Below are 12,952 nucleotides of genomic sequence, written 5' to 3'. Positions count from 1 at the left end.
GCAGATTTCATTCTCCTCACCCTACACTGATGAATTTCCAGCTTGATTATATCGGGTGAGGGAGAATCAGGGAATTCGTGTTCAAGATTATTTCGTGTTTCTTGTTAATTTTATTTTAGCGGTTACATGCTGGCCTGGCAGCATCGGCAAAGCACGGACGTGCGTTCGCTCGGCGGCCTGTTTTATTTGCTTTGTGACGAAATCGGCGCGGTGGACTGGGTCGCAGCGTTACAGCAATTGGTCGATTTGATCCATGAAGTCGCTGCAAAAGCAGGCAAAAAGCTTTCGGCGTTTATTCAGCGTCAACTCAAGGAGTGGATTGCTGCTCTGCCCAATTACATCAAGGCTTATCTGCCTATTTCATGCTGCGAAAGTTGAGTCATAAACATATAAATCTTTTCTCGGGGTTTCTGAAATGCGCTGATTGTGGTCATGGTATGGTTGCTCTTAACAAGGAGGGCAAACATAAGTCCTACATCTGTGGGACTTATAGGAGAGTCGGTAAAATTGCCTGTTCAACGCACTACATCTTGGATCGTACTCTTGTGCCTGCAATTAAAGCCCATCTTACTGTGCTTCGATAAAAGTTATCAAGCGCAATCGCGGCGTTTGATGCTAAACTGAAAGATCGCGTTGAACGAGAAGATAATTTTGAGGTATCCTTAAAGAGGTTAAATAAAGAACTTCAGCAACTTTCAGATGAACTCAAAGTTACATTGTCGCAAAAAATTAAGGACATTGCCAAAAATCCTGACATGGCGGATATTATCTCTGAAACCTACGCTGAGCTAGAAGCTGAAAAACGCCAACATATTAATACTGTTTCAAAGCAGATTGAGGAATTGACCGCTGTTAGAGAGAAGTCGAGTATGTTCAAGGAAGGCGCAAGAACGGATGATATCATAGCAAAGGATACACTAAATCGTAAAGACCTTGAGATCCTTATTGACAAAATAATCGTCAGTAAAGATGGGGAACCTACAATATACTTGAAAGCCAATATTGAGCAATTACTTAATTACGATGGAGGTGATGATCTAGATGGTTCCGGTGGCGGGGACAACAAAGCCACCGTTACCTACAAGGCAGGGGCTGTGACGAAATCATTCGTATCAATTGTAGCTATGGAGAATAAAGCGGGGCATTCTGCTACGGTAATGTCAATAAATGGTGGTTTTCATCCCTCAAAAGAACCATTTAGCACTACAAAGCAGGCGCTTACGGCATCCAGGGACTGGCCGCCGGATTCGTGGAAAGAATCGAAGGCTGTTACTTCAATGTCGTCGGTCTGCCGCTTTCGCTGCTTGGCGACCTGCTGGCCGAATTCGGTGTGGAGACCATTTGACGTCAAGCTGCGGCCGGTTCGGCATTGACGGAGGGTGCAGCCCAAGGAGGATTTGAATCACATGGACTCACGTGTCATTCTGCTGCGCGACGTCCCCAAGGAAGACCGGCCGAGAGAGCGCATGATGATCGATGGGGCGGAAGCGCTGAGCGATGCGGAACTGCTTGCGATATTGCTGAGGACCGGAACGCGCAATGAATCCGCCATCAATCTCGCAAACCGGATTTTGCGCGAATGCGGGGGCTTAAGGCAGCTGGTCGACATGAGCATCGCCGAGTTGACCAACATCCACGGCGTCGGTCCGGCCAAAGCCGTGCAGCTCAGGGCAGGCATCGAGCTTGGCCGCAGGCTGGCGCGCAGGGCCGCATCCGACCGGCCGGCGATCCGGAAGCCGGAAGACGCGGCGAAGCTGGTGATGGAAGATCTCCGCTCCGAGCTCAAGGAACATTTCGTCTGCCTTTTTCTGAACACGAAGAACCAGGTCCTCGCGCGCGAGACGCTTTCCGTCGGCACGCTCAACGCGTCGCTCGTCCATCCGCGCGAAGTGTTCCGGGCCGCGATCAAGCGGGGCAGCGCGTCGATCATCTGCCTGCACAATCACCCGAGCGGCGATCCGACGCCGAGCCCCGAGGACATTGCGCTGACCAGGCGCCTGCACGAAGCGGGGGCGCTGATCGGCATCGACGTGCTGGACCATATCGTCATCGGCGACGGACGGTTCGTCAGTTTGAAGGAGCAAGGATACCTGTAATATAATGAGAAGGATTGTCTGACGACAGAAGGGAGCAAGACGATGTTCGGAACGAAAGATCTGGGCATTGACCTGGGAACAGCCAACACTCTGGTCTATGCCCGCGGCAAAGGCATTGTCGTCAGGGAACCTTCCGTGGTCGCCCTGCGCACCGATACGAAGACGATCGAAGCGGTCGGCGAACAGGCGAAACGGATGATCGGTCGGACGCCGGGCAACATCCGGGCGGTCCGGCCGATGAAAGACGGGGTTATCGCCGACTTTGACACCACCGCGACGATGATCAAATATTTCATCCGCCAGGCGCAGAAGAAGCGCTCGATCTTCTCGCGCAATCCGAATGTCATGGTCTGTGTGCCTTCGGGCATTACGGCCGTCGAGAAACGCGCCGTCGAAGACGCGACGCGGCAGGCGGGCGCGCGCGAAGCCTATACGATCGAGGAGCCGTTCGCCGCGGCGATCGGCGCCGATCTTCCGGTATGGGAGCCGACGGGGAGCATGGTCGTCGACATCGGCGGCGGCACGACGGAAGTCGCGGTTATTTCGCTCGGCGGCATTGTGACGAGCCGCTCGATCCGGGTCGCCGGCGACGAGATGGACGAAGCGATCATTCAGTATATCAAGCGGACTTACAATCTGCTGATCGGCGAGCGGACGGCGGAGCAGCTCAAGCTGGACATTGGCTCGGCGCTGCCGCTTGATCATGAGCAATCGGTCGAGATCCGCGGACGCGATCTCGTTACCGGGCTGCCGAAGACAATTCCGATCTCGTCCAATGAAATTACCGAGGCCCTCACGGATACGGTCGGTTCCATCGTCGATGCGGTGAAAGTAACGCTTGAGCGGTGCCCGCCCGAGCTGTCGGCCGACATCATGGACCGCGGCATCGTGCTTACGGGCGGCGGCGGTCTGCTGCGCAATCTGGACAAGCTGCTGGCGCGCGAGACCGGCATGCCGGTCATCGTGGCCGAGAACGCGCTCGATTGCGTGGCGGTCGGAACCGGACGCGCGCTGGAGAACATCCATTTGTTCAAATCCCGCGGCTCGGCGGTGGCGCGTTCCAGCCGTTAACGACGGCCAACCGGACGAGAACCGGATACACGGATGGGGCGGGTGAGCGAACTGTTTCGCATATTTCGCAACAAAAAGCTGTTCGTTCTCTTGATCGTCCTGATTGTGTTCGCCGCGATCATGGGATTCTCGCTCGGACAGCGGGATAAATTGACATGGCCCGAAAATTTTGTCGGCGATACGGTCACCTTTGTGCAGCAATGGTTCTACAAGCCCGCCGGTTACCTGGCGGGCTTGTTTGAAGACATTCGCAAGATGCGCGAAATTTACCGGGAGAACGAGGAACTGCGCACGACCGTCGCACGGTATGCCCGGGACCGGGTGACATACAACCGGATCGAACTGGAGAATGAAAGGCTCAAAGAAGCGTTGGAGTTCAAAGAACGCCAGAAGCGGATGTTCGACTATGAATATGTGATTGCGCAGGTCGTGGCCGTCAGCCAGGACCCGCTCAATCCGACGTTCAAAATCAATCTGGGGTCGACCGACGGCATCAGGCCGGACATGGCGGTCGTCACGACGGACGGTCTGGTCGGGCTTGTGAGCCGCGTGTTCCCGCTCTATTCAACGGTGATGCCGATCACGCAGCTGGACAGCGAGTCCAGCGGGGCGCGGGCCATCTCCGCGACGGTCATGGAGCACAAGGAATCATTCGGCGTTATCGAAGATTATGATACGCAGCGGGGCATGCTGGTCATGAACCGGATCGCGGAGAACGATCCGCTCTCCAAGGACGACGTGGTCATCACATCCGGACTCGGCGGCGTCTACCCGTACGGGCTGGTCATCGGGACGGTGGAATCCCGGCAAGTGGGCGATTTCGGCCTGACACATACGGCGTATATCAAACCGGCTGCCGATTTCGACCGGCTCACCGAAGTGTTCGTCGTCGTGCCTCCGGATATCGAAGAGGCGGCACCATGAACAAGAAGCTGGTCATTCCGCTGATGGTGCTGCTGTTCATGCTGGAGACGACCGTCGTGCCGTGGCTCATTCCGGAGCCGATGTACGGACGGATCGCTCCGCATTTCGTTTTCGTCGCTGCGTTGTATGCCGGCTTGTACGCAGGCCGGCATCAGGCGTTGCTCCTTGGATTTTTCTTCGGCTTGGTGCAGGACATCGTGTTCTACGGCCACCTGCTCGGCGTCCACTCGCTCCTGATGGGCGTGATCGCCTATCTGACGGGCCTCTTGCTTGAAGGCAAGCGCATTCCGATGCTGGCGGCGCTCGCCGTCATCGGTCTGGCCTGCTTCCTGTACGATGCGGCCGCATACGGCGTCTACCGCATTTTCCGTGTCACGCACGAAACGTTCGAATTCGTCCTGCTGCACTCCATCGCGCCGAGTCTGTTCCTGCAGATCGGATTTGCGCTCGCGGTGTACGTGCCCGCCCGCCGGCTTTTCGAAGCGAAGGCGAAGAAAAATGCGGATGAAGCAGAATAACGTCCGCCAGGCAGGATTTCGGGCTGTCGAAACCGAATCGTTTAAGGCAGCCCCTTTCGGGGAGGGAACGGCTTGACCGGCAAGCAACGAATCGTGATCAAAGGCGTGAAGGACGGCCTGGTGTTCCTGCTCGACGACCGCTGCGGGATGGACGAACTGCTGGCCGAGCTGAACGACAAGCTGGAACGGTCCCATCACAAGCTGCTCACGGGGCCGCTGGTGCACGTCAAGCTCAAGCTCGGCAGCCGGCGCATTTCGGAAGCGGACAAGGAGCGCCTGGTTGACGCCATCAGGCAACGAGGCAATCTGATCGTGCAATCGATCGAAGCGGATCCCGACCCTGCCGAACAACCGGCCGGCGCCGGCAACCTGCACGTCATGACCGGCGTCATCCGTTCGGGCCAGACGGTTGAACGGGACGGACATCTGCTGTTGCTCGGCGATGTCAACCCGGGCGGGTCGGTAAGCTGTACGGGCGACATTTTCATCATGGGCGCACTTCGGGGAACGGCGCACGCGGGCTGCCGGGGCAATACGGATGCCGTCATCGCGGCTTCCCTGATGCGGCCGACCCAGCTTCGCATCGCGGACTGCATCAGCCGGCCGCCGGAGGAATGGATGACGGATGACGCCCAGATGGAATTCGCATACCTGGAGGATGGCCGGATGAGGATCGACAAGATTTCCCGGCTGAGCCGCTTCCGTCAAGATCCGATCGTGTTCAAAGGAGTGTAAGGCATGGGAGAAGCGATAGTCGTAACTTCGGGGAAGGGCGGCGTCGGCAAAACGACGACATCGGCGAATCTGGGCACCGCGCTCGCGCTGCAGGGCAAGAAAGTGTGCATGGTGGACACGGACATCGGTCTGCGCAACCTCGATGTCGTGATGGGACTCGAGAACCGCATCATCTATGACATCATTGACGTCGCGGAGGGCAGGTGCCGGCTCGCGCAGGCGCTGGTCAAGGACAAGCGCTTCGACGAGCTGTACATGCTGCCGGCTGCCCAGACGAAAGACAAGCACGACATCTCGCCGGATCAGGTGAAGCAGATCATAGGTGACCTGAAGCGGGATTTCGACTATATCATCATCGACTGTCCGGCCGGCATCGAGCAAGGATTCCGCAACGCGGTGGCCGGCGCGGATGCTGCGATCATCGTGACGACGCCGGAGAACGCGGCCGTGCGCGACGCCGACAGGGTGATCGGGCTGCTTGAACAACACCGCATTCCTGCGCGGCTCATCATCAACCGCATCCGCGCGAACATGGTGAAATCCGGCGAGATGCTGGATGTCGACGAGATCGTCCAGGTGCTCGCCGTCGATCTGCTCGGCATCGTGCCGGATGACGAGAAAGTCATCAAGGCGGCGAACTCCGGCGAACCGACCGTCATGGACCCTTCATCCCGCGCCGCGATCGCCTATCGCAACATTGCGCGCCGCGTGCTCGGGGAGAAGGTGCCGCTCATGCAGCTGGACGACAAGACCGGGATGATGCAGCGATTCCGCAAGTTTTTCGGAATAGGATGAGTGCCGTGTGCTGAACAAGCTGAAGCGAATCGACTTTGGCATCATGCTCATATTGGGGCTGCTCATGGTCATCAGCGTCCTGGTTGTCCGGAGCGCGACATACGGCAACCCGATGTATCCCAATTATGACCTGAAGCAGCTCATTTTCTTTCTGGCCGGATTTGCCGTTGCGGTCTTCGCAACGCTGTTCGACTACCGGTTTTTCCTGAAATACTGGTATGTGCTCTACGGCTTCGGCGTTCTGCTGCTGGTGCTCGTCTATTTCTTCGGCGTAGAGATCAACGGCGCTCGGAGCTGGTTCAAGCTGGCGGACGGATTGCTGTTCCAGCCGGCCGAATTCATGAAAATCCTGCTGATCATGACGGTGGCGAGCATTCTCGCCCGCCGGGACGGCGATCCGCTCTCGTTCAAGTCCGATCTCCTGCCGGTCGCCGCGATCTCGCTGCTGCCGTTCGCGCTCGTCATGATTCAGCCTGACCTGGGCAACGCGATCATCTACATCGTCATCTTGCTCGGCATGCTCTGGATCGGCCGGGTCAAATATTGGCATGTGCTGACCGGCATTGCCCTGATGGTCGTCAGCCTCATCCTGTTCGTGGCAATGTTCAACACGTACAATGAGGAGATCGAACAATTCCTGAGCGACAAAGGAAAACATCACTGGTACGAGCGCATCAATACGTTCATCAATCCGGAGACGGCATCGGACGACGCGAAGCACCAGTCGGAGAAATCGCTGATCGCGATCGGCTCGGGCGGGCTCACCGGGGACGGGTACATGAAGGGCGACATGAAGAACCGGCGGTTTATTCCGTATCCGTATTCGGATTCGATCTTCGTCGTCATCGGAGAGGAGTTCGGGTTCCAGGGAGCCGCGCTGCTGCTGCTCCTGTACTTCCTGCTGATCTACCGTATGATCATGATCGCGTTCCAGTGCACCGATCTGAAAGGTTCATACATCATCGTCGGGATCGTGTCGATGTTCGTGTTCCAGATCTTCCAGAACATCGGCATGATGATCGGCCTGATGCCGATCACCGGCATCACACTGCCGTTCATCAGCTACGGCGGCACGTCGCTGCTCATCAACATGGTCTGCATCGGACTGGTGTTCAGCATCCGGGCGCATCAGCAGGATCCCGAACAGGCAACGTGAAGAAAATTGAACGGGCTGTTTACCCAAAGCCGCTTGCGGCTTCTGTGGGAAACAGCCCGTTTCGCGTTTCAGGCGAGCAAGCGGAGCGTAATCACGCCGCCGACCGTGAGCAGGATGCCGGCCGCCTCGCGCGGTGAGAACCGCTCGCGGACGACGATGCGGGTGTACAGCAGGATGAGCAGCACGTTCAACGCGACGATCGCCGAGACCAGTCCGGTGATGCCGGTCTCGAACGCCGTGACGATCAAGATCATGCCGACGGCGTTCGTCAGGCCGACAAGCATGCCGACGCCGAACGTGCGCCGTTCGGTCCATGCATTGGCTGGTGGTTCCGCACCCGCGGGACGGACGAGCGCATCCGCGGAGCGCCGCTTCCCGGCCCGGCGGGACAGGAGGAACAGCACGGTGCCCGTGCCGAACATGCAAGCGAGCACCGGGTACAGGTCGGCGCCAAGCATCGTCGACCATTTGCTGGACAGGTCGTTGAAGCCGAAAAACAGCATCGTCACGAGCCCCCATTTCGCGCTGTTCCAATGGGCGAGCGTGAAGTCCCGCGCATACCGGATCAGCACGACGCCGGCGACGATCAGCAGAAACGCCGCTGACTGTCCGAAGTTCAGCCGCTCGCCCCAGAGCAGCCACGCGACGAGCACCACAACGACCGGAGGCAGCGCGGACAGGACGGCGACGATCGACGGCTTCCCGGCGGCAAACCCCCGGTACATGGCCATGTTCGCCACATACGAGCACACCCCCATCTGAATGCCGACGGCCGTTTCGATCTCCCATGCCTGCCCATTCAGGAAGGCAAGCGTGAGGGAGATCAGAAATCCGGTAAAGAAAACGCCTGACAGCAGGACGTTCCGGTCAAGCGGAAGCGGCGAGAGCCGCTGGTACAAAATGCCGCGCAGACCGAATGCCACGGCGGAACAAGCCGCATACACAAGCCACATTTCCGAACAGTCCTCCTCGACCGCGAGCGGCCGCAAGCCGCGATGTTCAATCACACCTTACTATATCACCGGTCCGAACGGCTGTCTGCCGTATTTTCAAAGACGGCATATTCGCTTGCTCCCGCTCATAACGTGGTAGTGAACAAGCCTGCCGGGCATCGGAACCGGCCGGATGATGCGCATCGGGGAGGAATCGTCATGGCAAGGGTCAGCGGCGTCAAGCGCCGAAGAGCGGAACGGATACGCGCCATTCTGGAAGCGAATCAAAGCGAAACGGATGCGGACGGCATCCGGCCAGCATCGGTGAATCCGGACGGCATTCCCGTGACCGGGGGCGTCACAGGCGACCGCGTCTCCGTGCACGGGAGCGTCTCCGGCGGCCGCGCCTCGGCGCCGCGCCCGGCGGCTCTGCCGCAAGACCGCGCGGAACGCGATCCGGAGACGGAATGGAAGCAGCGCTCCCGCGAATGGCTGGCTGCGTCGGGACGGGGCCGCGCACCCGGTCTGATCGACGGGGAGGAACCGCGGCAGCGCGGCGGAATGATCCGCAGCCTTATGGTGAGACTTGCGGTTGCGGCTGTGCTGTTTGCGGCGGTATGGGGACTGTTCCGGCTGGACGAGCCCTGGGCTTCGGCGCCGCAGCGGCTGATCGCGCGGGCGCTGACGGAGGATATGGATACGCGGGCCGCGGCGGAATGGTACCAGAGAACGTTCACCGGGTCGCCTGCCTTTATTCCCATTTTCGGACAGGAGGGTGAGCGGACGGAGGTCGGCCCCGGCCTTCCTGTCGCCGCGCCCGTGGCGTCGGGCGAGATCGTCCGCTCGTTCGCGGAGACGCTTGCCGGCATCGAGATCGCGGGTAAGCCCGGATCGATCGTGACGGCGGCGGAGACCGGCCGGGTGACCCATGTGACGGGCGGCGAGAACGAAGGCTACAGCGTCGTCATCCGGCACGCCGGCAAACGGATGACCGTCTACGGCCGGATGAAATCGGTCTTCGTCGCGCCGGACGACTGGGTGGAAGCGGGCGACCGGATCGGCGTGCTGCCGGAGACGGAGGACGGATCGCGGAGTCTGCTCTACTTCGCCGTGCGGGTCGACGGCAAATATGTCGACCCCGCGGACGTGGTTCCGCTTGATTAGGTGCTTCGGCATCCGGTGGACCTTCCATCCGCTGTTCGTCTTCGTCATGCTCGCCTCCGCGGCCACCGGATACATCAGAGAACTGGCCGTCCTGTTCACGATCGTCATCGTCCATGAACTCGGCCACGTGATGGCGATGCGGGCCTTCGGCTGGCGCGTCCGGGAGATCCGTCTTCTCCCGTTCGGGGGAGCGGCCGAGACGGAGGAAGCGGGCTCCGTCCCGGCGGCAGAGGAAGCGGTCGTGGCGGCCGCCGGTCCGCTCCAGAATGTCTGGATGGGGACGGCGGCGCTGCTCTGCACGCGGTTCGAAGGCATCGATCCCGGATGGGCGATATACATCGCGCACGCGAACGCGATCATCGCTTTGTTCAATCTGCTGCCGATTCAGCCGCTCGACGGCGGCCGGCTGCTGTCGGCATGGATGACCGCCAGGATGCCCTACCAGTCCGCGCTGAAATGGAGCGTGCGGATCGGACTCGCGCTCAGCCTGGCGATGGTAGCCGTGGCGTGCATCCCGTTGTTCGGCGGCGTGCAGCTCAACCTGCTGCTCGTCGGATTGTTCCTGCTTGCTTCGAATTGGCGGATGATGCGGGATATTCCCTACCTGTTCATGCGTTTTCTGGTCAGGCGCGAAGCGGACTCGGCCAGGGACAGGGCGAAGGGGACGCTTGCGCTGCCGATTGTCGTACAGCCGGCCTGCCGGGTGGGGGACATTCTGCGCCTTTTTCGCAAGGGGCGGTATCATCTCGTCTATGTTTTGGGCGAAGGCGGACGCATCGAGGGCGTCGTGCCGGAGGAGCGTGTGATCGGGACCTATTTCTGTTCCGGCGGACAAAATCGTGCAGTTTCCGAGCTTTTCGGGTAAAATGGAACGGCAGGGTGCAAACATTTACGTTCCGGGCAGGTGATGATGCAGATGAAAGAGATCCTGGTCCACGTCGGCCGCCAGACGATCGAGACGGCGGTCATGGCGGACGGTCGGCTGATCGAGTACGACATCGAGGAAGCCGCGGGAGGCAAGCTGGCCGGGAACCTGTACCTCGGCCGGGTCGAGAACGTACTCCCCGGCATGCAGGCGGCTTTTGTCAATATCGGCCTGGCCCGGAACGCTTTTCTGTATATCGACGACGTGCTGCATCCGCACCTGGAACGTCAGCCGAAGATGAAGCCGTCCATTGCGGAGCTGCTTCGCCCGGGACAGGAGCTGATCGTCCAGATCGCCAAGGAGCCGCACGGCGGCAAGGGCGCCCGCGTGACGACGCATTACACGCTGCCCGGACGGTATTTGGTTTATATGCCCCATGCGGACTACGTCGCCGTGTCCAAGAAAGTGGCGGACGACCGGGAGCGGGACAGGCTCAAGGAAGCCGGCGAACGCATCCGCCAGGGCGAAGAAGGCATCATTTTGCGGACGGCGGCCGAAGGGGAATCTTATGAACGGCTGCGCGAAGACGTTGAATTCCTGCGCGGGCTCTGGCGGGAGATTGAAGTGAAGGCGTCAGCGGCGGCCGCGCCTTGCGAATTGCACCGCGATGCCGGCCTGATGTACCGGCTCGTCCGCGACATGCTGGACGCCGGAACGGACCGCATCTGGATCGACAACGCGGCCGCACTCGAGGAAATGCGGGCGTTGATCGGGAGCATGGCGCCCGCGAAGCTGGAATGCGTCAGTCTGTACGGTTCGCGGGAGAAAGGATTGTTCGAACAGCACGGCGTGCGGGTTCAGCTGGAGCAGGCCTACGGACGGGAAATCCGGCTCCCGAGCGGCGGATCGCTCGTGTGGGACCAGACGGAGGCGCTCACGGTCATCGACGTGAACACCGGGCGCTACGTCGGCACGACGGATCTGGAAGACACGGTGTTTGCGACGAATATCGAGGCGGCCGAAGAAATCGCCAGGCTGCTCAGACTGCGCGATACAGGCGGCATCATTCTGATCGACTTCATCGACATGGGGGATGAACGGCACCGGACGCAGGTCGCGGAGCGGCTCGAAATGCTGGCGCGGCAGGACCGGACGGCCTGTCACGTGCTCGGCTGGACCCGGCTCGGGCTGATGGAAATGACGCGCAAGAAGGTGCGCCGGGACGCGACGCTCCGGTTGTATGAGCCTTGCGCCGCGTGCGGCGGCCGGGGCGTGGTCTACGCCGGCGCCGGTCGCATGCGGGACGGTGGCTGACGGACGTCAAAGTCCCGGATGACGGATAAGTGAAGCGATTGAAATCGGCGGAAATGGCGAGAATAAGCGAAGCATTTTCTTCTGTTTCGGAGGGTTTGCCCCGACTTTCCGGATTGGAGGAAAAATCTTCGCTTGTTTGCTTCGGTCACGGTCTGGCCGCAGCACGGTCGACATCGCCGCCGGCCGCCTGCACCGCCGGGCAATTACATCCCTGTTGAACTGCGGCCGAAAGTATGCTAGAATCACTTCATGTGTGTCCTTCCTGCGACACACCGGCTACAACCGCTCGGAACGGGCTGGCAAGCGCGCCCGCGGATGCGGACGCCGCCTGGTTCAGGCGAGTCTTAGATCAGGGAGGTGCAGGAAATCCATGTACGCGATCATCGAAACTGGCGGCAAGCAATACAAGGTGCAAGAAGGCGACGTCATCTACGTTGAGAAGCTGGACGCGAATGAAGGCGACAGCATCACGTTCGACCGCGTTCTCGCCGTATCCAAGGATGGCGGTTTCGTAACGGGCACGCCCGTCGTCGCCGGCGCCAAGGTGACGGGAACCGTCGAGAAGCACGGCAAGGGACGCAAGATCATCGTCTTCAAGTACAAGCCGAAGAAGAACTACCGCCGCAAGCAAGGCCATCGCCAGCCGTACACGAAAGTGACGATCGGCAAGATCGAGGCGTAAGACCAAAGCCATGATTACGATCACGATCGTCCGGAGACCGTCCGACCGGCGGATTGTCTCGTTCGCGGCCGAAGGCCACGCGAACTACGCGAAACGCGGCGAGGATATCGTGTGCGCCGGCGTGTCCGCCGTGACGGTCGGCACCGTCAACGCCATCGAGACGCTGACGGGAATCCGGCTTCCGTATTCGATGCGGAACGGATGGCTTCAATCGGCGATCCCGGAGACGGGAACGCCAGCCGCTGACGACAAGGTTCAGCTTCTGCTCGAATCCATGGTCGTCATGCTGGATACGATTCAACAATCATACGGCAAATATGTCGTTGTTCGGGAAACCTGTGAAGAAGGAGGGAAACAACATGATTAGACTCGATCTTCAGCTGTTCGCCTCCAAGAAGGGCGTAGGCTCGACGAAGAACGGCCGCGACAGCGAATCGAAACGACTCGGCGTGAAGCGTGCCGACGGCCAAACGGTCAAAGCCGGCAACATCCTGGTGCGTCAGCGCGGCACGAAAATCCACCCGGGCCGCAACGTAGGCATCGGCAAGGACGACACGCTGTACGCCAAAATCGAAGGCGTCGTGAAGTTCGAACGCTGGGGCCGCGATCGGAAGAGAGTCAGCGTATATCCGGTGGAAGTTGCGCCTGTGGCGGCGGCAGCAGAGTAATGTACAATCCCGGTCTGGCGACAGGCCGGGAT

Annotated in this window: 15 protein-coding genes, 2 pseudogenes and 1 other annotated feature; of the genes and pseudogenes, 16 read left to right on the top strand and 1 reads right to left on the bottom strand. The window is 59.8% G+C overall.

The window, feature by feature from the left end:
• Positions 1 to 114: 114 nt before the first annotated feature.
• From C6W55_RS15005 to C6W55_RS14965, 10 genes and pseudogenes are all read left to right on the top strand, one after another.
• Positions 115 to 378 (top strand): annotated as a pseudogene (locus tag C6W55_RS15005) (IS4 family transposase); the annotation flags it as partial.
• Positions 363 to 584, top strand: coding sequence for a recombinase zinc ribbon domain-containing protein (locus C6W55_RS18175; RefSeq protein WP_083883232.1), 222 nt, complete (start codon positions 363 to 365; stop codon positions 582 to 584). The pseudogene C6W55_RS15005 and the gene C6W55_RS18175, both read left to right, overlap by 16 nt.
• Positions 585 to 1,207: 623 nt before the next feature.
• A pseudogene (locus C6W55_RS15000) lies at positions 1,208 to 1,345 on the top strand (Maf family protein); the annotation flags it as partial.
• 61 nt (positions 1,346 to 1,406) lie between these two features.
• A complete protein-coding gene (gene radC / locus C6W55_RS14995) occupies positions 1,407 to 2,096 on the top strand; it encodes a RadC family protein (protein WP_015255393.1) in 690 nt (229 codons plus the stop codon).
• 42 nt (positions 2,097 to 2,138) lie between these two features.
• Complete coding sequence (locus C6W55_RS14990; RefSeq protein WP_015255392.1) at positions 2,139 to 3,167, top strand: rod shape-determining protein; 1,029 nt, start codon at positions 2,139 to 2,141, stop codon at positions 3,165 to 3,167.
• 33 nt (positions 3,168 to 3,200) lie between these two features.
• Positions 3,201 to 4,091 (top strand): rod shape-determining protein MreC, encoded by an 891-nt coding sequence (gene mreC, locus C6W55_RS14985; RefSeq protein WP_015255391.1) that lies wholly within the window; start codon positions 3,201 to 3,203, stop codon positions 4,089 to 4,091.
• On the top strand, positions 4,088 to 4,609 hold the full coding sequence (gene mreD / locus C6W55_RS14980) for a rod shape-determining protein MreD (RefSeq protein ID WP_286893557.1): 522 nt from the start codon (positions 4,088 to 4,090) through the stop codon (positions 4,607 to 4,609). The genes mreC and mreD overlap by 4 nt, the downstream gene beginning before the upstream one ends.
• 72 nt (positions 4,610 to 4,681) lie before the next feature.
• On the top strand, positions 4,682 to 5,344 hold the full coding sequence (locus C6W55_RS14975; protein ID WP_015255389.1) for a septum site-determining protein MinC: 663 nt from the start codon (positions 4,682 to 4,684) through the stop codon (positions 5,342 to 5,344).
• A 3-nt stretch (positions 5,345 to 5,347) separates the two neighbouring features.
• Complete coding sequence (minD, locus tag C6W55_RS14970) at positions 5,348 to 6,139, top strand: septum site-determining protein MinD (protein ID WP_015255388.1); 792 nt, start codon at positions 5,348 to 5,350, stop codon at positions 6,137 to 6,139.
• Between the two features lie 7 nt (positions 6,140 to 6,146).
• The gene (locus C6W55_RS14965; RefSeq protein WP_015255387.1) at positions 6,147 to 7,295 is read left to right on the top strand and encodes an FtsW/RodA/SpoVE family cell cycle protein; all 1,149 of its coding nucleotides are present in this window, start codon (positions 6,147 to 6,149) and stop codon (positions 7,293 to 7,295) included.
• 68 nt (positions 7,296 to 7,363) lie between these two features.
• Here the strand turns inward: C6W55_RS14965 and C6W55_RS14960 are convergent, their stop codons facing one another.
• Positions 7,364 to 8,248 (bottom strand): EamA family transporter, encoded by an 885-nt coding sequence (locus tag C6W55_RS14960; protein WP_015255386.1) that lies wholly within the window; start codon positions 8,246 to 8,248, stop codon positions 7,364 to 7,366.
• A 198-nt stretch (positions 8,249 to 8,446) separates the two neighbouring features.
• Between C6W55_RS14960 and C6W55_RS14955 the strand changes: the two genes are divergently transcribed.
• From C6W55_RS14955 to rpmA, 6 genes are all read left to right on the top strand, one after another.
• Positions 8,447 to 9,391, top strand: coding sequence for a M23 family metallopeptidase (locus tag C6W55_RS14955; RefSeq protein ID WP_015255385.1), 945 nt, complete (start codon positions 8,447 to 8,449; stop codon positions 9,389 to 9,391).
• Positions 9,384 to 10,256: a site-2 protease family protein gene (locus C6W55_RS14950; protein WP_015255384.1), complete on the top strand. Its 873-nt coding sequence runs from the start codon at positions 9,384 to 9,386 to the stop codon at positions 10,254 to 10,256. The genes C6W55_RS14955 and C6W55_RS14950 overlap by 8 nt, the downstream gene beginning before the upstream one ends.
• Positions 10,257 to 10,307: 51 nt before the next feature.
• Positions 10,308 to 11,570: an Rne/Rng family ribonuclease gene (locus C6W55_RS14945; RefSeq protein WP_041854429.1), complete on the top strand. Its 1,263-nt coding sequence runs from the start codon at positions 10,308 to 10,310 to the stop codon at positions 11,568 to 11,570.
• A gap of 270 nt (positions 11,571 to 11,840) precedes the next feature.
• Positions 11,841 to 11,925 (top strand) — a sequence feature (ribosomal protein L21 leader region).
• 15 nt (positions 11,926 to 11,940) lie between these two features.
• On the top strand, positions 11,941 to 12,252 hold the full coding sequence (gene rplU / locus C6W55_RS14940; protein ID WP_015255382.1) for a 50S ribosomal protein L21: 312 nt from the start codon (positions 11,941 to 11,943) through the stop codon (positions 12,250 to 12,252).
• A gap of 10 nt (positions 12,253 to 12,262) precedes the next feature.
• Positions 12,263 to 12,619, top strand: a complete 357-nt coding sequence (locus tag C6W55_RS14935; protein WP_015255381.1) for a ribosomal-processing cysteine protease Prp — start codon at positions 12,263 to 12,265, stop codon at positions 12,617 to 12,619.
• On the top strand, positions 12,612 to 12,920 hold the full coding sequence (gene rpmA / locus C6W55_RS14930) for a 50S ribosomal protein L27 (RefSeq protein WP_015255380.1): 309 nt from the start codon (positions 12,612 to 12,614) through the stop codon (positions 12,918 to 12,920). The genes C6W55_RS14935 and rpmA overlap by 8 nt, the downstream gene beginning before the upstream one ends.
• Positions 12,921 to 12,952: the final 32 nt, after the last annotated feature.

Source organism: Thermobacillus sp. (genome assembly GCF_003390775.1).
Taxonomy (GTDB): Bacteria; Bacillota; Bacilli; order Paenibacillales; family Paenibacillaceae; genus Thermobacillus; species Thermobacillus xylanilyticus.
Note: the sequence above shows the minus strand (reverse complement) of the source record. Positions and strands in the feature narration are given on the sequence as shown.

Coding starts and splice junctions, on each gene's coding strand:
- C6W55_RS18175 (WP_083883232.1), top strand. CDS start 363: ATGCTGCGAAAGTTGAGTCATAAACATATAAATCTTTTCTCGGGGTTT.
- radC (WP_015255393.1), top strand. CDS start 1,407: ATGGACTCACGTGTCATTCTGCTGCGCGACGTCCCCAAGGAAGACCGG.
- C6W55_RS14990 (WP_015255392.1), top strand. CDS start 2,139: ATGTTCGGAACGAAAGATCTGGGCATTGACCTGGGAACAGCCAACACT.
- mreC (WP_015255391.1), top strand. CDS start 3,201: ATGGGGCGGGTGAGCGAACTGTTTCGCATATTTCGCAACAAAAAGCTG.
- mreD (WP_286893557.1), top strand. CDS start 4,088: ATGAACAAGAAGCTGGTCATTCCGCTGATGGTGCTGCTGTTCATGCTG.
- minD (WP_015255388.1), top strand. CDS start 5,348: ATGGGAGAAGCGATAGTCGTAACTTCGGGGAAGGGCGGCGTCGGCAAA.
- C6W55_RS14960 (WP_015255386.1), bottom strand. CDS start 8,248: ATGTGGCTTGTGTATGCGGCTTGTTCCGCCGTGGCATTCGGTCTGCGC.
- C6W55_RS14955 (WP_015255385.1), top strand. CDS start 8,447: ATGGCAAGGGTCAGCGGCGTCAAGCGCCGAAGAGCGGAACGGATACGC.
- C6W55_RS14945 (WP_041854429.1), top strand. CDS start 10,308: ATGAAAGAGATCCTGGTCCACGTCGGCCGCCAGACGATCGAGACGGCG.
- rplU (WP_015255382.1), top strand. CDS start 11,941: ATGTACGCGATCATCGAAACTGGCGGCAAGCAATACAAGGTGCAAGAA.
- C6W55_RS14935 (WP_015255381.1), top strand. CDS start 12,263: ATGATTACGATCACGATCGTCCGGAGACCGTCCGACCGGCGGATTGTC.
- rpmA (WP_015255380.1), top strand. CDS start 12,612: ATGATTAGACTCGATCTTCAGCTGTTCGCCTCCAAGAAGGGCGTAGGC.